Origin of the sequence: Amycolatopsis bullii (assembly GCF_014654205.1) — a bacterium.
GTDB lineage: Bacteria > Actinomycetota > Actinomycetes > Mycobacteriales > Pseudonocardiaceae > Amycolatopsis > Amycolatopsis plumensis.
In genome coordinates, this window is record NZ_BNAW01000002.1 from 261,024 (window position 1) to 284,828 (window position 23,805).

19 protein-coding genes are annotated in these 23,805 nt (G+C 72.8%); 10 read left to right on the forward strand and 9 right to left on the reverse strand.

Annotated elements, in window-relative coordinates; translation table 11 throughout:
* Window positions 1-12: 12 nt before the first annotated feature.
* The gene (locus tag IE317_RS03720) at window positions 13-1,218 is read left to right on the forward strand and encodes an MFS transporter (RefSeq protein WP_191306607.1); all 1,206 of its coding nucleotides are present in this window, start codon (window positions 13-15) and stop codon (window positions 1,216-1,218) included.
* 18 nt (window positions 1,219-1,236) lie between these two features.
* Here IE317_RS03720 and IE317_RS03725 read toward each other — a convergent pair whose 3' ends face one another.
* The 4 genes from IE317_RS03725 to IE317_RS45040 all read right to left on the reverse strand — a co-directional run bounded on the left by IE317_RS03725 (window position 1,237) and on the right by IE317_RS45040 (window position 4,009).
* Window positions 1,237-2,052: a hypothetical protein gene (locus tag IE317_RS03725; protein ID WP_415306257.1), complete on the reverse strand. Its 816-nt coding sequence runs from the start codon at window positions 2,050-2,052 to the stop codon at window positions 1,237-1,239.
* A gap of 65 nt (window positions 2,053-2,117) precedes the next feature.
* Window positions 2,118-3,623 carry a CehA/McbA family metallohydrolase gene (locus IE317_RS03730; RefSeq protein WP_191306608.1) on the reverse strand — a complete coding sequence of 502 codons (1,506 nt, stop codon included), beginning with the start codon at window positions 3,621-3,623 and terminating at the stop codon, window positions 2,118-2,120.
* 67 nt (window positions 3,624-3,690) lie between these two features.
* Window positions 3,691-3,831 carry a hypothetical protein gene (locus IE317_RS44280; protein WP_229902449.1) on the reverse strand — a complete coding sequence of 47 codons (141 nt, stop codon included), beginning with the start codon at window positions 3,829-3,831 and terminating at the stop codon, window positions 3,691-3,693.
* A 46-nt stretch (window positions 3,832-3,877) separates the two neighbouring features.
* Complete coding sequence (locus IE317_RS45040; RefSeq protein ID WP_268246847.1) at window positions 3,878-4,009, reverse strand: hypothetical protein; 132 nt, start codon at window positions 4,007-4,009, stop codon at window positions 3,878-3,880.
* Between the two features lie 228 nt (window positions 4,010-4,237).
* On the opposite strand from IE317_RS45040, the gene IE317_RS03740 reads away from it, so the two are divergent.
* The 4 genes from IE317_RS03740 to IE317_RS03755 all read left to right on the forward strand — a co-directional run bounded on the left by IE317_RS03740 (window position 4,238) and on the right by IE317_RS03755 (window position 13,486).
* Window positions 4,238-5,866 carry a DUF6345 domain-containing protein gene (locus tag IE317_RS03740; RefSeq protein WP_191306609.1) on the forward strand — a complete coding sequence of 543 codons (1,629 nt, stop codon included), beginning with the start codon at window positions 4,238-4,240 and terminating at the stop codon, window positions 5,864-5,866.
* 148 nt (window positions 5,867-6,014) lie between these two features.
* The gene (locus IE317_RS03745; protein WP_191306610.1) at window positions 6,015-6,254 is read left to right on the forward strand and encodes a hypothetical protein; all 240 of its coding nucleotides are present in this window, start codon (window positions 6,015-6,017) and stop codon (window positions 6,252-6,254) included.
* Window positions 6,255-6,502: 248 nt separating this feature from the next.
* Window positions 6,503-11,971, forward strand: coding sequence for an ATP-binding protein (locus IE317_RS03750; RefSeq protein WP_191306611.1), 5,469 nt, complete (start codon window positions 6,503-6,505; stop codon window positions 11,969-11,971).
* Window positions 11,972-12,166: 195 nt separating this feature from the next.
* Window positions 12,167-13,486, forward strand: a complete 1,320-nt coding sequence (locus IE317_RS03755; protein WP_191306612.1) for a M14 family zinc carboxypeptidase — start codon at window positions 12,167-12,169, stop codon at window positions 13,484-13,486.
* Window position 13,487: 1 nt separating this feature from the next.
* Here IE317_RS03755 and IE317_RS03760 read toward each other — a convergent pair whose 3' ends face one another.
* The 3 genes from IE317_RS03760 to IE317_RS03770 all read right to left on the reverse strand — a co-directional run bounded on the left by IE317_RS03760 (window position 13,488) and on the right by IE317_RS03770 (window position 16,473).
* Window positions 13,488-14,519, reverse strand: coding sequence for a class I SAM-dependent methyltransferase (locus IE317_RS03760; protein WP_191306613.1), 1,032 nt, complete (start codon window positions 14,517-14,519; stop codon window positions 13,488-13,490).
* 147 nt (window positions 14,520-14,666) lie between these two features.
* Complete coding sequence (locus tag IE317_RS03765; RefSeq protein ID WP_229902450.1) at window positions 14,667-15,509, reverse strand: PadR family transcriptional regulator; 843 nt, start codon at window positions 15,507-15,509, stop codon at window positions 14,667-14,669.
* Window positions 15,510-15,588: 79 nt separating this feature from the next.
* Window positions 15,589-16,473, reverse strand: a complete 885-nt coding sequence (locus IE317_RS03770) for an SDR family oxidoreductase (protein WP_191306615.1) — start codon at window positions 16,471-16,473, stop codon at window positions 15,589-15,591.
* Between the two features lie 122 nt (window positions 16,474-16,595).
* Between IE317_RS03770 and IE317_RS03775 the strand changes: the two genes are divergently transcribed.
* Window positions 16,596-17,492 carry a LysR substrate-binding domain-containing protein gene (locus tag IE317_RS03775; protein WP_191306616.1) on the forward strand — a complete coding sequence of 299 codons (897 nt, stop codon included), beginning with the start codon at window positions 16,596-16,598 and terminating at the stop codon, window positions 17,490-17,492.
* Here the strand turns inward: IE317_RS03775 and IE317_RS03780 are convergent.
* Window positions 17,489-18,388 carry a LysR family transcriptional regulator gene (locus IE317_RS03780; RefSeq protein ID WP_191306617.1) on the reverse strand — a complete coding sequence of 300 codons (900 nt, stop codon included), beginning with the start codon at window positions 18,386-18,388 and terminating at the stop codon, window positions 17,489-17,491. The genes IE317_RS03775 and IE317_RS03780 overlap by 4 nt on opposite strands.
* 70 nt (window positions 18,389-18,458) lie before the next feature.
* Between IE317_RS03780 and IE317_RS03785 the strand changes: the two genes are divergently transcribed.
* A complete protein-coding gene (locus tag IE317_RS03785; RefSeq protein ID WP_191306618.1) occupies window positions 18,459-19,427 on the forward strand; it encodes a YeiH family protein in 969 nt (322 codons plus the stop codon).
* A gap of 113 nt (window positions 19,428-19,540) precedes the next feature.
* Window positions 19,541-21,034 carry a sialidase family protein gene (locus tag IE317_RS03790; RefSeq protein WP_191306619.1) on the forward strand — a complete coding sequence of 498 codons (1,494 nt, stop codon included), beginning with the start codon at window positions 19,541-19,543 and terminating at the stop codon, window positions 21,032-21,034.
* 69 nt (window positions 21,035-21,103) lie between these two features.
* Here IE317_RS03790 and IE317_RS03795 read toward each other — a convergent pair whose 3' ends face one another.
* Window positions 21,104-21,712 (reverse strand): MmpS family transport accessory protein, encoded by a 609-nt coding sequence (locus tag IE317_RS03795; RefSeq protein ID WP_191306620.1) that lies wholly within the window; start codon window positions 21,710-21,712, stop codon window positions 21,104-21,106.
* Window positions 21,713-21,880: 168 nt separating this feature from the next.
* On the opposite strand from IE317_RS03795, the gene IE317_RS03800 reads away from it, so the two are divergent.
* Together IE317_RS03800 and IE317_RS03805 are read left to right on the forward strand one after the other, a co-directional pair.
* Entirely contained in the window at window positions 21,881-23,080 is a 1,200-nt protein-coding gene (locus tag IE317_RS03800) for a sensor histidine kinase (RefSeq protein ID WP_191306621.1), read from the forward strand.
* A gap of 9 nt (window positions 23,081-23,089) precedes the next feature.
* A complete protein-coding gene (locus IE317_RS03805) occupies window positions 23,090-23,749 on the forward strand; it encodes a response regulator transcription factor (RefSeq protein WP_191306622.1) in 660 nt (219 codons plus the stop codon).
* Window positions 23,750-23,805 lie beyond the last annotated feature (56 nt).

Here is a 23,805-nt window from a genome sequence, read left to right on the forward strand (position 1 = left end):
ACCGTTTCTCCCATGACAGTGCTTCTCGAACGTCCGAAGACCCGGCCGGCGGGCCGGCTGCTCGCCGCCGCCCAGCTGGCCGCCTCGCTCGGCGACGGCGCGTTCCTGACCTGCTCGGTGCTGTTCTTCACGCGGATCGCCGTCCTCACGCCGGCGCAGGTCGGGCTCGGCCTCACGCTCGGCTGGGCGGTCGGCTCGGTCGCGGGCGTTCCGCTCGGCCACCTGGCCGACCGCCACGGCGCCCGCGGCTCGGCCGTGCTGCTGGCCCTGGCGACGGCCACGTCGATCCTCGCGTTCCTCGTCGTCGGCTCGCCGGTGGCGTTCATCCTGGCCGCGTGCGTCTACGGCAGCTGCCAGACCGGGCTGGCCGCCGTCCGCCAGGCCCTGCTGGCCGCGCTCGCCGATCCGGAGCGGCGGACGCGCGTCCGGGCGCACCTGCAGTCCGCGGGCAACGCGGGGCTGGCCGTCGGCGCCGGACTGGGCGGGCTCGCGCTCTCGGCCGACACGGCTTCGGCGTACCTGACGGTCTTCGTCCTCGACGCGGCGGCGTTCGTGCTGACGGCGGCGCTGCTGCACACGCTCCCGGCGGTTCCGCGGACTTCCGCGAACCGGGGAGCGCCGAAGTCGGCCGTGCTGCGCGACCGGCCGTACGCGCTGGTGACGCTGCTCAACGCGATCCTGCTGCTGCGCATGCCGCTGCTGAGCGTCGCGATCCCGCTGTGGATCGTCGAACGCACCACGGCGCCGGGCTGGACGGTGTCGGCGTTGTTCGTGCTGAACACGGTCGTGGTGGTGGTCCTGCAGGTCCGCGTGGCGGGACGGCTGAGCTCACTGGACTCGGCGGCGCGGATGGTGCGCCGGTCGGGGGTGGTGCTGCTGGCGTCCTGCGTGGCGTTCGCGCTGTCGGCGCTGGGGACGTCGCCGCCGGTCGCGTTCGCGGTGCTCGTCGCCGGGGCGCTGGTGCAGGTGCTCGGGGAAATGCTGCAGTCGGCGGGCTCGTGGGAGATCGGCTTCGCGCTGGCCCCGGCGGGCCGGCAGGGCGAGTACCAGGGGTTCTTCGGGAGCGGGATCTCGGTCGCGCGGGCGATCGGCCCGGTGCTGCTGAGCACGGTGGTGATCGGCTGGGGCTTCGCGGGGTGGCTCCTGCTGGGCGCGGTGTTCCTGGCGGCGGGCTGGGCGATGGGCCCGGCGGTCCGCTGGGCCGCCGCCACCCGCTGACCCCGAGCGGGTCGGGAGCTACTCGCTGACCTGGGCCGCCGCGGTCTGGTGCAGTGAAAGGTCCTGGCCCGCGGCCGCGTCGTCCGCCCAGGCGCCCGATTCCGCCGTCCACGTCCGGCCGGCGAAGCTCACCTTGTCCACGCCCAGCGCCTCCGCGCGGCCGACGAGCCAAGTCGCGTACGTCCAGCCCTGGGCCGCCGGGTGGGGGCCGCTCAAGCCGGCCGTGCCCAGCTCCGCCGTCGCCGCTCCGGCGACGTCCGCGGGGGCCGCCAGGGTCAGGTTGCGGCAGGTCAGCGCGGCCGGGAACTGGCCGTTGAACGCCGCCGCCATGGCGCGGCCCTGCGGCTCCCACTGCGCGTACGCGTCCGGGACGCCCGACCGCTGCACCGCCTGCGCGGCCACCGTGATCGGCAGTGTCTCCCAGTTCGGCAGCTTCTCGAGCTTCTCGTAGAACTCCGTCGCCGCGTAGACCGGGTCGCGCAGCTGCGCGATCGTGCCCCAGCCCTGGCTGGGCCGCTGCTGGAACAGCCCGACCGAGTCGCGGTCACCACCCTCGAGGTTGCGCAGCTTCGACTCCTGCAACGCCGTCGCCAGCGCGACCGTCGCCGCGTGCGCGGGCAGCCCCATCTTGGTGCCGACGGCCGAGATCGTCGCGGCGTTGTTCATCTGCTCCGGGGTGAACGTGTAGGCGGTCGCGCCGTCCCCTGGCAGCGCCACCGTGCACCCCGGCGTCTTGACCGAGCCGCGCGTGTACGCCACCACCACGACGACCGCCGCGACCAGCACGACGACCGCCCCCAGGACCATGGCCACCTTCAGGCCACAACCGCGCACCCTGCCTCCCCGTCACCCGTTCGCACCAGTCTGCCAAAGGAGGACGCGGTGACCCGGGTGCGGGTTCAGTGGGCGGGGCCGAGGAAGATCGGGTTGGACAGGGCGACCATGGCGTTCGGCACCGTCGTGTTCGGGCCACCGGACGGGCGACGGACCTCGACGCGCACCCACCGGCTGTAGCGGGGATAGGTCGTCCAGGTGACCGTCGCCGCGCCGGAGTCGCCGATCGGCTCGGTGCGTTCCGGGCCGAGCTGGTCGAGGAACGTCACCGTCGTCCCCGGCACCCCGGCGACGACCGCCTTGACCGTCACCGGGGTCCCGGTGCCCGCGGCCAGCCGTTCGCCGATGCCGGCGCTCGCGCCGCCGCCGGAAACCGTGAAGTCCAGCTGGACCGACGCCGACTCCGCCAGCCACGAGCGGCCCGCCTTCAGCCCGGCCAGCAGCTCCCGGCGGCGCAGCCGGTCGGCGAGCACGACCGTGTGCGGCAGGCCCACGCGCTGGTCCGGGTTGTGCGCGTCGGAATCGCCGATCGCCGGGACGAACCGGCCGCCGCGCAGCAGCCCGTCCCAGTGGACGACGCTCGCCTCGTCGTCCTGGGTCCACGGGCCGTTCCAGACTTCGACCAGGTCGGCGAGCTCGTGGGCGAATTCGTAGGTGCACCCGAAGCAGGTGGCGAACGGGTGCGCCGCGGTGACCAGGCCGCCGGCGCGGTGCACCTGGTCGGTGAAGCGCCGGAAGTCCCGCGGGTCGCCCGCGCGGTAGCGCCAGTCGATCCAGGTGCCGGCGGGCAGGCCGATCGCCGGCCAGTGCCCGGACCGGGTCGTCACCTCTTCGCCGTTGAGGATCAGCAGGTCGTCGGCGGCGTGGTGGCCCCAGATCAGCTGCGAGCTGGACGTGTTGTGGTCGGTGGAGACGATGAAGTCCAGGCCGGCGGCGCGGGCATCGGCGACGAGCTGCTCCGGCGTGCGGCGGCCGTCGGAGTGGACGGTGTGCAGGTGGCTGTCACCGCGGTACCAGGCGCGGCCGCGCTCGCGGACGGGCGCGGTCTCCGGCGCCGGGCTCGGTACGAAGGGGGCGCCTTCGGGACCGAAGGTGAGCGTGATGTCCACCCGGTAGTTCAAACCCTGCGGCGCGACGGTGTACGGGCCGAGGACGACGTGCCACCGGCCGGGCTCGATCGGGCCGGCGAGGTAGCCGGGCGTGGCCTCGGACGCGCTGATCGAGAAGCGATCACGGAAGCCACCGGACCAGCCGCGGAAGCCGCGCGCGTTGCCCAGCTCGTGGCCTTCCGGGCCGAACATCCCGATGTCGCAGGCGTTCCCCCGCGTTCCGGCGGGCACCGGCGGCTTGTCGTAGGAGTAGGCGACGTCGATCTGCCGCACCCCCCGCGGGACGTCGACGGGCAGGTAGTACCAGTCCGGCACGTCCGGTTCCAGCGTGCCCGTGACGGTCTGCGTCCGGCTGGTGCCACCCGGCTGATCGGCGAACGCGACGCCGGGCAGCATCCCCGCGGCCGCCGCGATCCCCCCGGCCCGCAGCAGCGTCCGGCGGCTGAAGTCGTTCATGCGCACCTCCGCATCGGACGCTAGACGCGCCGGGCGAACGCGGCCACGAACCGGCGGTGAATTTTCGGCGGCATCAGCGGCGTTTCGCCAGGATCCTGGCGAGCGCGACCACGGTGACGCCGGCGGCCAGCCCGAGCCGCGTGACGTCGAGAGCGGGAACCCAGCGGACGTGTTCGCCGCGGATGACGAAGGCGCCGACGGGCCGGGCGGCCACCCCGAAGCCGGCCCCTTCGCGAACGGGGAGCTCCCCCGGGTCGCCGTCACCGCCACCACCGCCGCCGAACCGCCGCGGCCGGGATCACGACCGTCCCGTCGCGCTCGACCGGATCGCCGTAGACGAGCCGGGCGGAGAACAAGTCGCGTGCCGTCGCGGCGAGCTGCCCCAGTTTCATCCCGCCATCGTGGCCCGCCCGGCCCGGCGCGCGCGCCTCCCGGCGAGCTGTCCACTGTGGCCGGTGGCCGCTGACCGGTTCACGGGCAGGCGCAAAAACGGGCCACGGAATCGGTGCAGCGCTGAAAAAATTGCGCTGAAGGTGTGGCAAAAAGATGTATCCGAACGTTTTCACCGCGGTGACGGCTACCGTCCGATCGCTGCATTCTGCCACCGACGGGGAGGAATCATGGCACTGCTCAAGAACGGCATGGTCACCGCGCCACCGGGCGCACCCGCCGGCGCCCGGGCGCTGACCTCGGCCGATCCGTTCGCCTCCGGCACCGGCGCCGCCGCCGACCGGGGTGCGAACCGGTACGGCGTCTGCTCCATCGAGGACTTCCCTCCCGGCATGAACGACCTTTCCTTCACCCACGAAGACGCCGGTGGTTTCTACAATTACGTCAAGCAGTTCAGCACCCCGAACTTCTGGTACACCGACGGCGGCGTGCTGTCGTGGATCTACGGCGAACAGTACGACGACTGGCAGGGCACCTACGGCTTCGACGCCTGCGTCGCCGAGTACCACTCGGGACACGGGACCATGGACGGGAACGGCGTCTTCCGGATGCCGATGGGCGGCACCTGGGGCGGCTCGGCCTGGGCCAGCTCGGCCGACATGCGGCTGGGCAACGAGGTCGCGCGCTACCTGTTCTTCTCGACCTGCCTCTCGCTGCGCATCGGGGACGGCAACAGCCCGATCCGCACGTGGGACGCGGCCAACCTGGGCCTGCGGATGATCTTCGGCTTCGAGACGACCAGCGTCGACAGCCCGCACTACGGCGCCTACTTCTTCAGCAAGTGGAACGCCAACGGGCACAAGTTCGGCAAGGCGTGGCTGGACGCGTCCTGGGACATCGACCACCACCAGGCGCCCTCGGCCGTCGCGTGCGGGGCGACGCAGGCCGAGGCCCAGGACCGGCTGTGGAACGAAGGGACCTTCTCCAGCGCCGCCGCGTCGAAGAACTGGTGGTGGTGGACCTGGTACGACGCCGCCAAGAGCATCCGGGCCCCGCGGCCGGAGCTGCCGGAGCGCGCGCAGGCCGCCCGGTTCGCGCCGCTGCGGCTGTCGTCCGCGCGGCTGGCCGAGCTGGCCGGCCACTACGGCGTCCGGCTCGGCGGCGGGGTGCCCGACGACGCGATGGGCCCGCACGGCGTCGTGCTGGGCGACGGCCAGGGCGGGCCGCGGCTGAGCGTCGACCACCGCGGCGTCCGCGAGATCACCTTCGCCGACGCCGACGGCACCGGCCGGGACGCGCCGAGCGCGGACGAAGCCGTCCGCATCGCCCAGGACGCCGTCGAGACGTTCGGCCTGGCCGACCGCGTCGACCTGGTCGCCGACAAGGTACGCCACCAGTACCACGCGGGCGGCACGGCCGACGACGTCGCCGACCCGCGGGTGCGCGAGACCCACGTGGTGTTCACGCAGCTGGTCGACGGTCACCCGGTCGTCACGCCCGGCCTCGGCGAGGTGCGGGTCGGCATCGACGGCGGCGGCACGGTGACGACGATCGTCGACGCCACCCGCGAGGTCGAGCGGCTCGGCGAAAGCGCGCCCGCCGCGCCGCCGTCGGCCGGGGAAGCCGCCCGGGAGCCGTCCACTGTGGAGGAAGCGCTCGACGGGCCGCTGCAGCGGCTGCTGCGCCGCCTGTCCGCCGGCGGGCGGGTGCCCGCCGAGGTCCGCACGATCCCGGACTCGACGGCGGTCGGCTACGCGCTGCGCGGCGACGACGGCGCGCCGGTCGTCCGGCGGACCGTCGAAGTCGATTGCGGCGCAGGTCTCGCGAAGCGGTACGTGCTGGAGGCACCTCTGCGCTGACCAGCGGAGATCGCGGCCGGGCCGGCACCACGTCGGGGGGTGCCGGCCCGCCGTTTCGCTCGAACGGGTGTAAACCCGGGGTATCCGGGGCATCAGTCAGGGGCACCTGTGCTCCAGGGGGAGCGCGCCGTACCGAGGGGAGACCGCGATGACCTTCGACTTCGTCAGCCGCTGGCTGGGCAGGCATCGCGACCGCCCCGGCGTCACCGTCGACCTCGCGTGCGGTGGCCGCGTCACGTTGCGCGAGATGGACGGGCGTTCCGTACTGGTGGTCACCACCGCGCCCGGGCCCGGCGGCCGCAGCGACGTCGCCGCCGTCCCGCTGTCGGACGCCGAGCGCCGCGAGCTGGTCCAGGTCCTGGATTCTGGCATTTTGCTCGCATCCTGATCGCCTCCGCGCCACCCGCCGTTCGCTCATTCGTCGCGTGCTTTGTCGCGAACCTCGCGTGAAAGCCCGTCCGGACGGTGTGGCGCGGGTCGCTTTTTGTGGGGTTCCCACAACTCAGCCGCCCCGGCATGCGCCATCGCGGACATTGGTCCGACCCGTCGTCATCCACCAGGGTGTAGACAGGTGCGGGCGACGTTCCAGGACAGGTGCGTCGCCTTCTGCGCGTGCGTACTTGGGAGGCTCATCCGGTGTTCAGTCGTGTCGCCATCGTCAACCGCGGAGAGGCCGCGATGCGGCTCATCCACGCCGTCCGGGATCTGTCGGCGGAAACCGGCACGCGGATCGAGACGGTCGCCCTCTACACCGACGCCGATCGCACCGCCACGTTCGTCCGCGAGGCCGACCTGGCCTACGACCTGGGCCCCGCCTCCGCCCGCCCCTACCTCGACCTGGCCAAGCTGGAGCAGGCGCTGGTCGAGACGAAGGCCGACGCCGCCTGGGTCGGCTGGGGCTTCGTGGCCGAGGACCCGGCCTTCGCCGAGCTGTGCGAGAAGATCGGCATCACCTTCGTCGGCCCGAGCGCGGACGCGATGCGCAAGCTCGGCGACAAGATCGGCGCGAAGCTGATCGCCGAAGAGGTCGGGGTGCCGGTCGCACCCTGGAGCCGCGGCGAGGTCGCCACCCTCGAAGACGCGCTGAAGGCCGGCGAGCAGATCGGCTACCCGCTGATGCTCAAGGCCACCGCGGGCGGCGGCGGGCGCGGCATCCGCATGGTCGCCTCCGGCGAGGACCTCGCCGACGCCTACGAGCGCACCAGCTCCGAAGCCCTGCGCGCGTTCGGCTCCGGCGTCGTGTTCCTGGAACGTCTGGTCACCGGGGCCCGGCACGTCGAGGTCCAGGTGATCTCCGACGGCGCGACGGCGTGGGCGCTCGGCGTCCGCGACTGCTCGGTGCAGCGGCGCAACCAGAAGATCATCGAAGAGTCGGCGTCGCCGGTCCTCGCGCCGGCCCAGACCGCCGAACTGAAGGCGTCGGCCGAGCGGCTCGCGGTCGCGGTCGGCTACCGCGGCGCGTGCACCGTCGAGTTCCTCTACCACCCCGGCGAGAAGCTGTTCGCCTTCCTCGAAGTCAACACCCGCCTGCAGGTCGAGCACCCGATCACCGAGATCACCACCGGCACCGACCTGGTCAGGCTGCAGCTGCACGTCGCGGGCGGCGGCAAGCTCGAAGGCACCCAGCCCGCCGAGCTCGGCCACGCCGTCGAGGCGCGGCTCAACGCCGAAGACCCCGACCGCGACTTCGCCCCCTCCCCCGGCCGCATCGCGCGGCTGGCGCTGCCCGCGGGCCCCGGCATCCGCGTCGACACCGGCGTCAGCGAGGGCGACACGATCCCGGCCGACTTCGACTCGATGATCGCCAAGATCATCGCCTACGGCCGCGACCGCGACGAGGCGCTGGGCCGCCTGCGCCGCGCGATGGCCGAGACCACCGTGATCATCGAGGGCGGCGCGACCAACAAGAGCTTCGTGCTCGAACTGCTCGACCAGCCCGAGGTGATCGACGCCAGCGCCGACACCGGCTGGATCGACCGCGTCCGCGCCGAGGGCCGGCTGGTCACCCACCGGCACTCCGCGATCGCGCTCGCCGCGGCCGCCATCGAGGCCTACCAGGACGAAGAAGAGGTCTCCGTCCAGCGGCTGCTGTCCACCGCGCACGGCGGCCGCCCGCAGGTGCAGCACGAGAGCGGCCGCCCGCTCGACCTCAAGCTCCGCGGCGTCGGCTACCGCGTCTCCGTCGCCAGGGCCGGCCGGAGCCGCTTCCGCGTCGGCATCTCCGCCGGCGCGTCGGACGTCCACCACGCCGACATCGAGATCGACCGGTTCGATGCCCACAGCGGCCGGATCCTGGTCAACGGACGGCGCTTCCGGCTGGTCTCGGCCACCCACGGCCCGATCCACCTGGTCGAGGTCGACGGCGTCACCCACCGCATCAGCCGCGACGAAGGCGGCGTCGTCCGCTCCCCCGCGCCCGCGCTGGTCGTCGCGACCCCGCTGGCCGTCGGCGACGAGGTCGAGGCGAACGCGCCGATCCTCGTGCTGGAGAGCATGAAGATGGAGACGGTGCTGCGCGCGCCGTTCCGCGCCCGCGTTCGCGAATGCCCAGTGTCCGTCGGCAGCCAGGTCGAGACTGGCGCCCCGCTGATGCGCCTGGAACCCCTTGCGGACGACGCCGCCGACGAAGCGGCCGACGAGACCGAGACCGTCGAGATCGAACTGCCCTCGGTGCCGGACGGCGTGTCCGCGGCCGAGCGCGTCGAACGCGGCCTGCAGGACCTCCGCAGCCTGCTGCTCGGCTTCGACGTCGACCCCGCCGAGCGCAAGCGGCTCGTCGCCACCTACCTGGAGGCCCGCTCCGAGCTGGGCAACCGGCCGGTCGAGGGCGAGCTCGGGCTGCTCACCGTCTTCGCCGACCTGTCCGAGCTCAGCCGCAACACCCCCGGCGGCGAGGACACCGTGCCGAACGGCGCGGTGCACAGCCCGCGCGAGTTCTTCCACAGCTACCTGCAGAGCCTCGACGTCGAACGCGCGGGCGTCAGCGAAGGGTTCCAGGCGAAGCTGAAGCGCGTCCTCGCGCACTACGGCGTCGAAGACCTCGAGCGCACGCCGGAGCTGGAGGCCGCGGTCTTCCGGATCTTCCTGGCCCAGCAGCGGATGGCGGCCGACATCGCGATCGTCTCGGAACTGCTGCGGCAGTGGCTGACCGGGGCGCCGCCCGCCGAGGCGCTCAGCCAGCGCGCCGGGCTCACCCTGGAGCACCTGGTCGAGGCCACGCAGGTGCGTTTCCCCGCGGTGTCCGACCTGGCCCGCGGCGTGGTCTTCCGCTGGTTCGCCCAGCCGCTGCTGCGCCGCAACCGCGCCCGCGGCTACGCCGCGGTCCGCACCGAGCTGACCTACCTCGACCAGCACCCGGACGCGCCGGACCGCGCCGAGCGCATCCAGGCCATGATCACCGGCTCGCAGCCCCTGGTCCGGCTGATCGGGCAGCGGATCGGGCGGCCGGGCCGCGACCACGCGCCGCTGCTGGAGGTGCTGACCCGCCGCTACTACGGCAACCGCCGCCTGTCCGGGGTGGCCGTGCGCGAAGCCGGCGGCCACCGCTGGCTGACCGCCGAGCTGAACGCCCCCGAAGGCGTGCTGCCGCTGGTCACCACCGCCGTCGACATCGCCGAGCTACCCGAGGCGCTGCGCACGCTCGGCGAGGTGGCCACCGACGGCGTCGTCGCCGACCTGTACCTGCGCTGGGAAGACCAGCCGGACGTCGACGCGACCGCGGAGCGGCTCGGCACGCTGCTGGCCGAAAGCCCGCTGCCCGCCGGCGTGCGCCGGGTCGTGGTCACCGTGGCCGGCATTGGCGGCGCGGTGATGCACCACCACTTCACCTTCGAGCGCAGCGGTGCCGGCTTCACCGAGGACCGGCTGATCCGCGGCCTGCACCCGCAGATCGCGCAGCGCCTGCAGCTGCAGCGGCTGCGCGAGTTCGACCTCACCCGGCTGCCGTCGGCGGACGAGGAAATCTACCTCTTCAAGGCCGTGGCAAAGACCAACCCGGCCGACGAGCGGCTGATCGCGATGGGCCAGGTCCGCGACCTGACCCCGCTGCGCGAAGCCGACGGCCGCCTGGTCGCGCTGCCCGCGCTCGAGGACGCGGTCACCGCCTGCCTCGACGCGATCCGCAACATCCAGGCGCAGCGGCCGCAGAACAAGCGGTTCGACACGAACCGGATCATGATGTATGTCTGGCCGCCGACCGACCTGACCACCGAGGAGCTGAACCAGCTCGTCCAGCGCATCCTGCCGACCTCGGTCGGCGCCGGGCTGGAGGAGGTCCAGTTCCTGGCCCGGCGGCGCACGGACGCGGGCAAGCTGACCGAGCTCGCCGTCCGGATCACCCTCGACCCCGGCCAGGGCGCGCGGCTGCACGTCGAGCCGCCGTCGACCGAGCCGGTGAAGCCCCACGACGACTACCGCCTGAAGGTGCTTCGGGCGGCGCGGCGCGGGACGGTCTACCCGTACGAGCTCACCGGCCTGCTGGCCGGCCCGGAGGGCACGTTCGTCGAGCACGATCTCGACGACTCGGGTGTCCTGGTGCCGGTGGACCGGCCGAAGGGCAAGAACACCGCGGCGATCATCGCGGGTGTCGTCACCACCCCGACCGAGCGGCACCCCGAGGGCGTCACCCGCGTCGTGCTGCTCGGCGACCCGACGAAGTCGCTGGGTGCGCTGTCGGAGCCGGAGTGCTCGCGCGTCATCGCGGCGCTCGACCTGGCCGAGCGCATGCAGGTCCCGCTGGAGTGGTTCGCGCTGTCCTCGGGCGCGCGGATCTCGATGACCTCGGGCACCGAGAACATGGACTGGGTCGCCGCGGCGCTCAAGCGGATCGTCACGTTCACCCAGGACGGCGGCGAGATCAACATCGTGGTCAACGGGATCAACGTCGGCGCCCAGCCGTACTGGAACGCCGAAGCCACGATGCTCATGCACACCAAGGGCATCCTGGTGATGACGCCGGACTCGGCGATGGTCCTCACCGGCAAGCAGGCGCTGGACTTCTCGGGTGGCGTGTCGGCCGAGGACAACTTCGGCATCGGCGGCTACGACCGCGTCATGGGCCCGAACGGCCAGGCGCAGTACTGGGCGCCGAACCTGCCGGCCGCGCGCCAGGTGCTGATGGCGCACTACGACCACACGTACGTGGTGCCGGGCGAGGCCGGGCCGCGCAAGGTGGGCACGAGCGACCCGGTCGACCGGGACGTCTCGCCGTTCCCGCACGCGATCGCCGGCAGCGACTTCACGACGGTCGGCCAGATCTTCTCGGCCGAGCACAACCCGGACCGCAAGAAGCCGTTCGACATCCGCACGGTGATGCGCGCGCTGTCCGACCAGGACCACCCGGTGCTGGAGCGCTGGGCGGGCATGGCCGACGCGGACACCGCGGCGGTGCAGGACGTGCACATCGGCGGCCGCCCGGTCTGCCTGGTCGGCATCGAGTCGCGGTCGGTCCCCCGCCGCGGCTTCCCGCCCACCGACGGCCCGGACACCTACACGGCGGGCACGCTGTTCCCGCGGTCGTCGAAGAAGACGGCGCGGGCGATCAACGCGGCGTCGGGCAACCGGCCGCTGGTGGTGCTGGCGAACCTGTCGGGCTTCGACGGCTCGCCGGAGTCGCTGCGCAAGCTGCAGCTGGAGTACGGCGCGGAGATCGGCCGGGCGATCGTCAACTTCGAGGGCCCGATCGTGTTCACCGTGATCTCGCGCTACCACGGCGGCGCGTTCGTGGTGTTCTCCAAGGCGCTGAACCCGAACATGACGGTGCTGGCCCTGGAAGGCTCGTTCGCCTCGGTGCTGGGCGGCGCCCCGGCGGCGGCGGTGGTGTTCGCCGGCGAGGTGGCCAAGCGCACGGCGAACGACCCGCGGGTGACCGAGCTGCAGGCCCGGGTCGCCGCGGCCGACGCTCCTTCCCGGGCGGCGCTGAGCACCCAGCTGGCCGAGGTCCAGTCGTCGGTCCGCGCGGAGAAGGTCAGCGAGATCGCCGCGGAGTTCGACAAGGTGCACAGCATCCAGCGCGCGGTGGAAGTCGGCTCGGTGGACGCGATCATCTCGACGGCCGAGCTGCGGCCGCGGATCATCGAAGCCATCGAACACGGCCTGAAGAAGTAGCGTCCGAAGTCTGCCGCCGCTGTCGTGGGTGGTAAGGCGGGTTCTAACCCGCCTTACCACCCACGACCCGGTCGGCGGTTTCGCGACTTTCGGGGGTATGACCCGTTTGTGCCGGGCCGACACACTGTGCGTGCCGGTACGGTGACCACGGGTTCCGACCGGACCTCCATCCGTGCGGCGTGAGGAGATCCCCCGATGGCGTCAAGGTCCCTGTCCCGGCTCGCCCTGGCGGCGTCCGGGGTCCTGCTCACCTCCCTGCTGGGCGGCACCGCCACCGCGCAGACGGCCGACACGCCGGTGTTCTGGCGCGTCCCGGCCACCGCCGCCCAGGCGCAGGCGCTGACCGAAGCCGGGTTCGACGTCGAAGAAGGGGACGACGCCGGCAGCGTCAACGTCGTCGGCGGGCGGGCCGTCGCGGCGAAGCTGCGGGGACTCGGCTACCGGCCCTCGTTCTTCGACACCGTCTACAAGGAACTGCCCGCCGAGACGAACCGGCTGGCGGCGGACACCTACTACGGCGGGTACCGGACCGTCACCGCGCACGAGAACCACCTCACGCAGGTCGCCTCCGCGCACCCCGACCTGGCCACCAAGTACACGATCGGCCAGTCGTGGAAGAAGACCAAAGGCCAGGGCGGCCACGACGTCCAGGCGATCTGCCTGACCAAGAAGCAGGCCGGCGACTGCACGCTGTCGACGACGTCGACGAAGCCGAAGTTCTTCCTGATGGCCCAGATCCACGCGCGTGAGCTGTCGACCGGCGAGCTCGCCTGGCGCTGGATCGACTACCTCGCCGACGGCTACGCCACCGACGCGACCGCGAAGTCCATTCTGGACACCACCGAGGTGTGGGTGGTGCCGATCGCCAACCCCGACGGCGTCGACATCGTCGCCTCCGGTGGGAACTCGCCGAAGCTGCAGCGCAAGAACGCCAACAACTCGCGCGGCTGCAGCGGCACGAACATCGGCGTCGACCTCAACCGGAACTCCACGTTCAAGTGGGGCGGCGACTCCAACTCCGCCTGCTCCGAGACCTACCAGGGCGTGAGCGCGGGTTCGGAGCCGGAGGTGCAGGCGCTGGAGAAGCTGGCCCGCGCGATCTTCCCGGACCAGCGCGGCACCGGCGACAACGACCCGGCGCCGTCGACCGCCAAGGGCACGATGATCACGCTGCACAGCTACGGCAACGACATCATCATCCCGTGGGGCTTCACCCAGGCCACCTCGCCGAACGACGCCCAGTACCGCAGGCTCGGCGCGAAGTACGCCGCGTCCAACGGCTACCTCGTCGGCACCAACGAGGAGACCGTCGGCTACGACACGACCGGTACCACCGACGACTTCACCTACGGCGAGCTCGGTGTCGCCAGCGTGACGTTCGAGGTGGGCGGCTCGAGCGGCACCTGCGGCGGCTTCCTGCCGCGCTACACGTGCGTCGACAGCACGTTCTGGCCGAAGAACAAGGGCGCGCTGATCACCGCCGCCAAGGCCGCCGCGGCACCGTACCAGCAGTGAGTCACGGGCGGCAGGCGTAGATGCAGTTCTGCGGGCGCGGGGATCCGAGCACGTCGACGTGCCGGAACCCCGCGTCCGCCAGCATCTCCGACGCCTTTTCGGTGCCCCACACCGCACCCAGCGCGGCACCGCCCTCCGCCAGCGACGTCGTCGTGCAGTACATCAGGCTGATCGAGTAGGTGAGAGCGGCCAGCGGGTTGCCGACGTTCTTCTCCAGGTGGCTGGAGAAGTTGGTGTCCACCATGAAGAACAGCCCGTCTTCGGCGAGCGCTTCGCGGATCCGGCGCAGCACGACGTCCGGGCGGTCCTGGTCGTGGATGGCGTCGAACGCGGTGATCACGTCGTAGGGCGGATCGGCGGTCAGCTCGGCGGCGTCCCCGACGACGAACTCGGCGTTCTCCGGCTTGTTTTCGTTCGCCTGCTCGACGACGCTCGCGTTGATGTCCAGGCCGGTGAAGTGCGAGGCCGGGAACGCGCGCGCGGCGACGGCGATGGCGTTCCCGGTGCCGCAGCCCAGGTCGAGCACGCGCGCGCCGGCCGTGAGCCGGTCCGCGAGACCGGGGACCGCGCCGAAGAAGCCGTCCACGAGGTGCTCGCGGTAGATGTGCTTCCAGCTGTCGCCGGTCTTCGCACCGAGGGTTTCGAGGTACGGGCCGTAGGCCGACCTCGGGACGCCGCCGCCCTCGGCGAACGCCCGTTCCAGCTCGGGAAGGATGCCGGTGAAGGCGGACAGGGTCAGCAGTGACGGCATGAGGTTCGCCGAAGTGTCGCCGAGCAGGAACTTGGCGTGTTCCGGCGGAAAGGTGTACTCGCGGCCGTCGTAGGTGAAGATGCCCCCGGTGACCATGGCACCGAGCCACTCGCGGACGTAGCGTTCCTGCAGCCCGGCGCGCTCGGCGAGGCCGGCACTGGTGGCGGGCCCGCGCGCGGCGGCCGCGAGGAGGCCGGTGCGGTGGCCGACGCCGATGAGCATGGTCAGGGCGGCACCGGTCATGGTCGCGGTCAGGTGCGCGGCGAAGTCCTTTTCCTCCATCAGGACAGCCTACCCGCCCGCCTGACCGTCCGATGTAGACAATCCGCCCGGCGGTGACCGACCGCAGTGAATGACTCATTCCCGGCGTCGGACGACAGGAATGAGTCATTCACTGCATCGGCGGCGGCCGTCGTCTGCCGGGTGCCGTCAGGCGTCCTCGTCCTCCAGGCCCGCGTCGGCCAGCACCGCGTACACGCGGCGGCGGGCGTCGGCGAGGATCTTCTTCACCTCCGCGACCTGGGCTTCGTTCCCGCTGTAGCCGACCTGGGCGGCCGCGCCGGACAGCTCGCCCAGCGCGTGCCACAGCGCCGCGAACCGGTCGGCGCCCGGCTCTTCCTCGGGTTCCTCCCACAGGGCCGCGAACTCCTCCTCGCGGCCCGCCACGTGCTCGCGCCCCGCGTCGGTCAGCTCCGCGACCCGGCGGCCGGCCGTCTCGACCGTGTGGACCAGGCCTTCGTCCTCCAGCTGCTGCAGGATCGGGTACACCGAGCCGGGGCTCGGCCGCCACCGGTCGTGCGTGCGGCGGCGGATCTCCTGCATCAGCTGGTAGCCGTGCATCGGCTCCTCGGCCAGCAGCGCCAGCACGGCCGGCCGCACCGGACGGGCCGGCGGACGGCCGCCGCCGCGGAACTCCCGCACCCGCTGGAACGGCCCGCCGCCGCCGAACCAGCCACCCGGGCCGCCGAAGGAGCCGGGACCGCCCGGGAAGCCGGGGAACCCCGGCCCGCCCGGGGGCTGCGGCGGGTGCGGTGGCGGCGGCGGGAACCCGCGCGCCAGCTCGGGGCCGCCGTCCCAGTCCTCGTGCCCCGGCACGCCAAGCTCCGGCCCGAGCGGGCCGTGCCCCGCGGCGGGGTGCTCAGGCCCCGGATGTCCGTGCCCCGGCCCCGAGTGCCCGAACCCGGCGTGTCCCGGGTGCCCGGCGTGGCCGGGCCCGTGGTGCCCGAAGTGCCCCCCGAACCCGGCGAAGATCCGGCCCGCTCCTGCGCTCATCTCCATGATGACCTCACAATCGTATCGGCGACACTCGCACGATATATCGCCGCTCGATCGACCGCAAGGCGAGGCGGGCTCAGCGGAAGTAGTGCCCCGCCTCCAGGTCCGCGACCAGCCCCGGCCCCTCGGGCACCCAGCCCAGCAGCTTCTGCGTCAGCACACTCGACGCCGGTGCGTCCGGCCCGGCGAAGTGCGCGAGCCAGCCGAAGTGGCCCGGGACGTCGGACACCGACCGCACCGGCACCCCGAGGTGCTTTCCGATCACTTCGGCCAGCACCTTCAGCGGCACACCCTCGTCGCCGACCGCGTGGAGCCGCACGCCGGTGGGCGCCGCCTCCACCGCCAGCCGGTACAGGCGCGCCGCGTCGAACCGGTGCACCGCGGCCCAGCGGCCCTCGCCGTCGCCCGGGTACGCCGACACGCCCGTCGAGCGCGCGAGCCGGATCAAGGCCGGGACGAACCCGTGGCCGTCACCCTCGCCGTGCACCGAATGCGGCAGCCGCAGCACCGACGCGCGCACACCCCGCCCGGCCAGCGCGAGCGCCGCCGTCTCCGAGGCCGATCGGGGGAACGCCGGGTCGGCCGCGTCCTCTTCGGTGGCCAGCCGGCCCGGCGCGACCGGGCCGGTCGCGGCCGTGATGACCAGGGCTTTCCCGGATCCTTCGAGCGCCTCGCCGAACGCGCCGATCGCCGCGCGATCGGTCGCCGCGGCGGCCGTGAGGTCGGCGAAGTCGTCGTGGACGTAGGCGGTGTGGACGACCGCGTCCGCTTCGGCGGCGGCCGCGCGCAGGCCGTCCAGGTCGGTCAAGGTTCCGCGCCGGACCTCGGCGCCGGTGGCCGCGAGCGCCGCGGCCTTGTCGTCCGAGCGGGCGAGGCCGAGGACCTCGTGCCCCGCTTCCCGCAGTTCCCGGACGACGGCGCTGCCGACGAACCCGGTCGCGCCGGTGACGAACACCCGCATCTTCTTGCTCCTCCTCGATCGCTGACAGTGATTCCATCGTTGGGCCACGGCGGTGCGGGCGTCCAAAGCCTGGTTCTCATCGGCCGATACGGTTCAGGCATCACCGCAGGTAGGATGCGGTCATGGCGGACCTCGACCTGCGGCTGGTGCGGTACTTCACGGCGGTGGCCGAGCACCGGCACTTCGGGCGCGCGGCGGCCTCGCTGCACACCACGCAGCCGTCGCTGAGCCGGCAGATCCGCCGCCTCGAAGGCCAGCTCGGCGCGCGCCTGCTGGACCGCACACCGCAGGGCACGCGGCTGACCGAAGCGGGCGAAGTGTTCCTGCCCCGCGCCCGGGCGCTGCTGCGCTCGGCCGAGCAGGCGGCGGCGAGCACCCGGGCGGCGGCCGCGCCGAGCCGCGTCACGATCGGCTACCGCACCAACCTGTTCGTCACGCCGGCCGTGCGCGAGCTGCGCCGCCGCCACCCGGAGGCCGAGGTGCTGACCCAGCACCTGGGCTGGACCGAAACCCGCGCGGCGCTGCTGGAGCACCGGGTGGACGTCGCGGTGACGCGGTTGCCGCTGCGGGCCGACGGGCTGCGCGTCACGGTGCTCTACGACGAGGAGCGGGTGCTGCTGGTCTCCGCCGACCACCGGCTGGCCGGCCGGAAGTCGGTCACGCTGGCCGACTTCGCGGACGAGCCGCTCCCCCGCGTCGACGACCCGGACTGGAACACGTTCTGGCGCCTCGACCCGCGGCCCGACGGCAGCCGCGCCCCGGACGGCCCGCTGGTCCGGGAGTTCGAGGAGAAGTTCGAGCTGATCGCCGCGGGCCAGCTCGCGGCGATCGTCCCGGCCGGCGTCCGGTTCAGCCGGCTCCGGCACGACGTGACGATCGTGCCGGTGGACGGCATCGAGCCGTGCCAGGTGGCCCTGGCCACCCGCGCGGCCGACGACAACGACCTCCTGACGTCGGCCTGCAAGACCCTGGAAGCCCACTTGACCAGCCCGGAAGCCGCCGGCCTCACGGCGCGCTAAGCACCGGACTTCACCGCCAGCGTCAGCAGCTCCGCCGCCGGGCCGGTCAGGCGCCGGCCCGCCGGCCACACCGCGCGCAGCACCCGGCCCAGCTCCATGCCCGCCACCGGCACCGGCACCAGCCGTCGGCCGGCCACTTCGCGCACCACGTCGAGGTCGCTGATCACCGCCGGCCCGGCGCCCGCGATCACCGCGTTGCGCACGGCCGACGCCGAACCCAGCTCCAGCAACGGCTTCACCGAGCCCGTCCCCGCCCGGCGCAACGCCGCTTCGACCGTCTCGCGGGTTCCCGAGCCCGGCTCGCGCACCACCAACGGCGTCGCGGCCAGCTCCTCGGCCCCCAGCGGACGACGACGGCGAGCCCAGGCGTGCCCGGCCGGGACGACCACGACGAGCCGGTCCGCCGCGACGCGCCGCGTGGCCAGGCCCGGCCACGGTCCCGGCGACTCGACGAAACCGAGGTCCACCCGCCCGCACGCGACCAGCTCGGCGACCTGCTCGGAGTTCACCACCTCGAGCCCGACGTAGGTGTCCGGCCCGGCCCGCTTGACCTCGCCGATCCAGGCGGGCACGAAGTGCTCGGCGAGCGTCATGCTCGCCGCCACCCGCAGCTGCGCGCCGCGCTGGGTGCGCAGGGCCTCGGCGCCGGTGCGCAGTCCGTCCACTTCGGTCAGGACCCGGTGGGCCCAGCCCGCGATCACCCGGCCGTCCGGGGTCAGCGCCGAGCCGCGCCGGGTCCGGTCCACCAGGGACAGTCCCAGCTGTCGTTCCAAAGTGGACAGGCGTTTGCTCGCCGACGGCTGGGCGATGCCGAGCGCGCCTGCCGCCTGCCCGATGCTGCCGAGGTCGTCGACGAGCACCAGCAGGCGCAGCGAGTCCAGATCCGGTCCGGTCATAGCTTCAGTCTATGACCTCGGCAAGAGCCGCCGGCTACCGCGCACGCCCGGCACCGGCGACGCTGGAAGCATGGCACTGACGACGGCGAAAACTTCCGGCCTGGCGATCACCGGGCTCGGCGTCGCCGCGGCGTACGCGTTCAGCTCGGTGTGGCCGGTGGCCGGCGCCCTCACCGTCGCGGTCGTGCTCGGCGTCGCTCTGGGCAGCACCCCGGTGCTCACCGACGAGCACCGCCGGGCGGTCGCCCGGCTCACGAAACGCCTGCTGCGCGCGGGCGTCGTCCTGCTCGGGCTCCAGCTCGCCGTCCCCACGGTGCTCGCGCTCGGCCCCGGCACGCTGGCCGCGGTCGTGCTGACGGTCGCCGTCACCTTCCTCGGCACGCTCGGCCTCGCCCGGCTGGTCCGGGTGCCGCGCGGGCTCGCCCTGCTGGTCGCCACCGGCTTCTCGATCTGCGGCGCGTCGGCCATCGCCGCGGTGGAAGGCGTGATCGAACGGGACGACGAAGACGTCGCCACCGCCGTCGCGCTCGTCACCTGCTACGGCAGCTTCGCCTTGGCCGCTCTCCCCCTGCTGGCCCACGCGCTCGGCCTCGACGCCGTCCGGACCGGCAGCTGGGCCGGGATCTCGGTGCACGAGGTCGCCCAGGTCGTCGCGGCGGCCGGACCGGCGGGTGCCGCCGCGGTCGGGATCGCCGTCGTGGTGAAGCTGAGCCGCGTCGTCCTGCTCGCGCCGGTGGTCGCGCTCGTCGGCGCCGCCGAACGCGGCCGCCGGGCCGGGAACGCTCCGCTGGTGCCCCTGTTCGTCCTCGGCTTCCTCGCGATGGTGGCGGTCCGGAGCACCGGCCTGGTTCCGGCGTTCGTGCTCGACGTCGCGAAGACCGCGTCGACGCTCCTGCTCGCGGGCGCGCTGTTCGGCCTCGGCTGCGCCGTCCGGCTCGGCGCGTTGCTGCGCGGCGGCGGCCGGGCCCTGCTCCTGGGTCTCCTGTCCACGCTTCTCGTGCTGGCGACCGGGTTCGGGACGCTGGCCGCGTTCACCTGATATTTCCCTCTCGGACAGGTATAGTTCGTTATACGCGAGGTTGTACGGCTCTTGTACGGATCGTGTCGACGCTGCTGCCGAGACGAAGACCGAATCCGCAGGGAGCTCGAACCGTGAAGATCACCCGACTCGCCCAAGGGCTGCTCGCCGGGCTGCTGGGGTGCGCCGCCGTGGCCGTCCCGGCCGCCTTCGGCGCCGCCACCGCCCAGGCCGACGTGTCCAGCACGCTGGTGTTCACCAAAAACACCGAAGGCCACGACTGCTACCGCATTCCCACCATCGTCAAAGCGAACAACGGCGATCTGCTCGCCTTCGCCGAAGGCCGCAACGGCGGCGCCAGTTTCTGCAACGACCTGGGCAAGATCGACCTCGTGATGAAGCGCTCGACCGACGGCGGCAAGACGTGGGGCGCGCTGAGCACCGTCATCACCGCGTTCGGTGACGTGAAGGGCAACCCCGCACCGATCGTCATCCCGGGCAGCAACCGGATCGTGCTGCTCTCGACGATGCAGTGCTTCACCAATCCCGACTGCGGCCGGATCCCGCGCGTGTCCATCAGCGAGGACAACGGGAAGACGTGGGGCGCGCCGAAGACGCTGACCACGGAGCTCGGCTTCCCGGCCGCGCCGGGCTGGCTGGCCACCGGGCCGTCCCACGGGATCGTGCTGACGCGCGGCGCCCACGCGGGCCGGCTCGTCGCCGGGATGAGCTACTCGAACGTCGGCGCGCTGGTCTACAGCGACGACAAGGGCAGCACGTGGCACCTCGGCGCCACCGACAAGCCGACGACGAGTGCGATGAACCCGCAGGAGATCAGCGTCACGGAGCTGCAGGACGGCCGGATCTACGCGGCCGCGCGCAATCAGGCGAACGACGGCGACAAGTGCCTCGAGGACGGCACGCGCAACCGCGCCTTCGCGATCAGTTCGGACGGCGGGGTGTCCTTCAGCTCGAAGTTCGCCTTCGCCACCGACCTCGTCGCGCCGACCGTCGAGGGTTCGACCGCGCGGATGAGCGCGACCGACACCGGCGGCAAGTACAACCGGATCGTCTTCGCGGCCCCGTCGGTCTGCGACCGCCGCAAGGAGCTGCGGATCCACTCGTCCTTCGACGAAGGGGCCAACTGGACCGGCACGGCCGGCAGCTTGCTCGTGTGGGGCCAGGACGCGGCGTACTCCGACATGGTCCAGCTGTCGCAGTCGTCGGTCGGCGTGCTGTTCGAGGCGGGCCCGGAGTTCCACGCGAACGACACGATCCGCTTCGCCGCGGTCAGTGAAACCGCGCTCGGCGCCCCGGCGTGCGGCGGCGGCTACGGCGTCATCGACTCGGCGCCGCTGGGCACCGGCGGTGCGGCCGGCACGGTGTACCTGTCGTACAACGCCTCCAACGGCCAGAACTGCGTCAGCACCATGAAGAACGCCTCCGCCGGGACGGCCACCGCGACCTCGGCCTACCTGGAGGTCAAGGGCGCGGCGCGGCAGACCGACTCGGGTGCGTTCTCCTGGTTCGCCGGCCCGGTCAAGGCCGCGGCGGCGGACAAGTGCGTGAAGTGGGGCGGCTCGGCCGGCGGCCAGGCCTACGACAGCGAGTTCGAGCACTGCGGCTGAACCGCGAAGGGTGGGACCCGCCCCCGCGCCGGGTCCCACCCTCCCCCGCCCCTTCGCCGGGGTGGCGGCTCAGAAGCCGGTGCAGCCGGCGACGGCCCCGGCGCCGGCCGCCGTCGCCGTCTTGGCCTCCTTGCCGTCGACGACGACCGTGCAGGTGACCGAGCCGCCGTCCGGCCCGGCGGTCGCGGTGAACTGGGCCCCGGCGAGAAACCCGGTGGCCTCGACGGTCTTGGTCCACGGCACGGCGGCGCCCGCCTCGGTGTTGATCAGGATCGTGTTGCGGTCGAAGGTGCTGTAGTCGATGTCGACGGCCTTCGCGTCCCCGCTCACCTGGTAGACGATGGTGTGGTGCGCGGTGGCCTGGTCGTTGACGTCGCTGATCGCCTTGCCGATCACCACCGCCCACAGGATGCTGACGACCAGCGCGAGCAGCGACACGACGACGCCGGCGATCGAAAGTCCCTTGTTGGTCGCCTTCCCGGACCGCACTCTGGCCACGCCGACCGCCGACAGGATCAGGCCGAGCACGGCGAGCGGCCACGCGACCACGCCGACGAGCGGGATCGGCGAGAACACCAGCCCGATCAGGCCGAGGACGAAGCCGGCCGTGCCCAGGCCGTTGCGCGGCGGCGCGGACGGCGGGGCCGCGTGCTGCTGGATCGGGGTGTAGTCGGTCATCGGGGTTTCCTTTCGCCTCTGCTTGACCGCTGAAGGAAACCAGCGGCGTGGCGCCGTCCGCGTCGTCCGCAGGCCTCGAGGTGGTACGACGAAAGTCGTCACCCGCCGGGCGGTGGACGAGCGGAACGGCTGATGGGATCGCGCGGGCCACCTCGTACGCTGACCCCCATGGGACGGTCCGTGCTGGGCGTGGTGTGCACCGTGCTGGCCGTCGCCGCGAGCCTGGTGACCGGCATCGTGAACGTGGTGCTGGAGATCAGCCTGCCCGGCACCGACGAACTGCACGTGACGGTGGCGGCGGTGCTCGGCTGGCTGCTCGGGATCGGCGCGTCGATCCTGCTGGTCTGGCGGTGGCGGTGGCCCCTGGTGGTGACGGGCGTCGCGGTGGCGCCGCCGTTGCTGCTGGTGGCCGACTCGCTGGCCGCGTTGATCGCCCTCGCCGCGCTCGCGACCCGCTTCACCGGCTGGTGGCGCTGGAGCGCGGCGGCGCTCGTGTTCGCCGCGACCGGGCTCGCGGTGTGGCGCGACGCGGGCCGGCCCCAGGAATCGTCGCTGGCCGAGGCGTGGATCTCGACCGAGACGATCGGCGCCAAGCTGATCGGCGTCGCGATCACCGCGGCGATCTACACGGCGGTCCCGCTCACGGTGGGGATCGTCCGCTACAACCTCACGGAGAAGCGCCGCCTGGCCGCCGAAGAGGCGGCCCTGCGCGACCAGGTCGCGCGCCGGGAGGAGCAGGCGCGGATCGCGCGGGAGATGCACGACGTCCTCGGGCACCGGCTGTCGCTGCTTTCGCTGCAGGCGGGCGCGTTGGAGGTCACCGCGGCCACGACCCCGGACGCGGCGGAGGCGGCCAAGACGGTGCGGACGACGGCCCGGCAGTCGCTCGACGACCTGCGTCAGGTGATCGGCGTGCTGCGTGGCGCGGGTTTCGCCGACCGGGCGCCCGGCGGCCCCGCGGAGCCGCCCCAGCCGACGCTGGCCGACATCCCCGACCTGATCGCCGGCGCCCGGCAGGCCGGGCTGGCGGTCAACGTGACGATCCTGCTCGACCAGGCGTCGTCGGCCCCGGCCCCGCTCGGCACGGCGGCGTACCGGATCCTCCAGGAAGCACTGACCAACGTGCTGCGGCACGCCCCGGGGGCGCCGGCGGAGCTGCTGGTCCGCGGCGGTCCGGGCGCGGGGCTGTCGCTGGAGGTCTTCAACGCGCTGCCGCCGCACCCGGTGCCGTCACCGGGATCGGGCACCGGGCTCACCGGCGTCAACGAGCGGGTCTCCCTCCTCGGCGGCTCGTTGTCGGCTGGCCCGGTCGACGAGCGGACGTTCGCGCTGCGGGCCTGGCTGCCGTGGGTGGCACCGGCGCCCTAGCATGGGCGGGTGAGCGTGCGCGTACTGCTCGTCGACGACGACCCGCTGGTCCGCACCGGACTGTCCATGATCCTGGGCAGCACCCCGGACCTCCAGGTGGTCGCGGAGGCAGGCGACGGCGACGAAGCGGTCCAGCAGGTCGCCCGGCACGCACCCGACGTGGTGATCATGGACATCCGCATGCGCCGCATGAACGGCCTGGTCGCGACGGCGGCGGTGCTGGCCCAGCCCAGGCCGCCGAAGGTGTTGATCCTGACGACGTTCGACCTCGACGAGTACGTGTTCGAGGCATTGGCGGCGGGAGCCAGCGGGTTCCTGCTGAAGGAGGGGTCGCCGCAGGAGATCATCGAGGGCGTCCGCGTGGTGGCGAACGGCGACGCGATGTTGTCGCCCCGGATGACGAAGCAGCTGATCGGCGAGTTCGTGGCCACGAGGGCCGACCCGCGGCGGTCGCGGGCCCAGGCGAAACTGGAGCTGCTGAGTTCACGGGAACGCGAGATCGTGACGGCGGTGGCGCAGGGGAAGCCGAACGCGCAGATCGCGGCCGAGCTGTTTCTCAGCGAGGCGACGGTGAAGACGCACATCACGCGGACGTTCGCGAAGCTGGACGTGTCGAACCGGGTGCAGTTGACGATCTTCGCTTATGAAGCGGCGCTCGTGACGCCGTGAATCGTCGATCGGCGGAACGAAGCGTGCGGGCGGGCCGGTGGGCCCGCCGCGGGTCG

What these genes read in the sequence shown, in the direction of transcription:
- IE317_RS03720 (WP_191306607.1), top strand. Translation starts at nt 13, where the DNA reads ATGACAGTGCTTCTCGAACGTCCGAAGACCCGGCCGGCGGGCCGGCTG.
- IE317_RS45040 (WP_268246847.1), bottom strand. Translation starts at nt 4,009, where the DNA reads ATGAAACTGGGGCAGCTCGCCGCGACGGCACGCGACTTGTTCTCCGCC.
- IE317_RS03740 (WP_191306609.1), top strand. Translation starts at nt 4,238, where the DNA reads ATGGCACTGCTCAAGAACGGCATGGTCACCGCGCCACCGGGCGCACCC.
- IE317_RS03745 (WP_191306610.1), top strand. Translation starts at nt 6,015, where the DNA reads ATGACCTTCGACTTCGTCAGCCGCTGGCTGGGCAGGCATCGCGACCGC.
- IE317_RS03755 (WP_191306612.1), top strand. Translation starts at nt 12,167, where the DNA reads ATGGCGTCAAGGTCCCTGTCCCGGCTCGCCCTGGCGGCGTCCGGGGTC.
- IE317_RS03760 (WP_191306613.1), bottom strand. Translation starts at nt 14,519, where the DNA reads ATGGAGGAAAAGGACTTCGCCGCGCACCTGACCGCGACCATGACCGGT.
- IE317_RS03765 (WP_229902450.1), bottom strand. Translation starts at nt 15,509, where the DNA reads ATGAGCGCAGGAGCGGGCCGGATCTTCGCCGGGTTCGGGGGGCACTTC.
- IE317_RS03770 (WP_191306615.1), bottom strand. Translation starts at nt 16,473, where the DNA reads ATGCGGGTGTTCGTCACCGGCGCGACCGGGTTCGTCGGCAGCGCCGTC.
- IE317_RS03775 (WP_191306616.1), top strand. Translation starts at nt 16,596, where the DNA reads ATGGCGGACCTCGACCTGCGGCTGGTGCGGTACTTCACGGCGGTGGCC.
- IE317_RS03780 (WP_191306617.1), bottom strand. Translation starts at nt 18,388, where the DNA reads ATGACCGGACCGGATCTGGACTCGCTGCGCCTGCTGGTGCTCGTCGAC.
- IE317_RS03785 (WP_191306618.1), top strand. Translation starts at nt 18,459, where the DNA reads ATGGCACTGACGACGGCGAAAACTTCCGGCCTGGCGATCACCGGGCTC.
- IE317_RS03795 (WP_191306620.1), bottom strand. Translation starts at nt 21,712, where the DNA reads ATGACCGACTACACCCCGATCCAGCAGCACGCGGCCCCGCCGTCCGCG.
- IE317_RS03800 (WP_191306621.1), top strand. Translation starts at nt 21,881, where the DNA reads ATGGGACGGTCCGTGCTGGGCGTGGTGTGCACCGTGCTGGCCGTCGCC.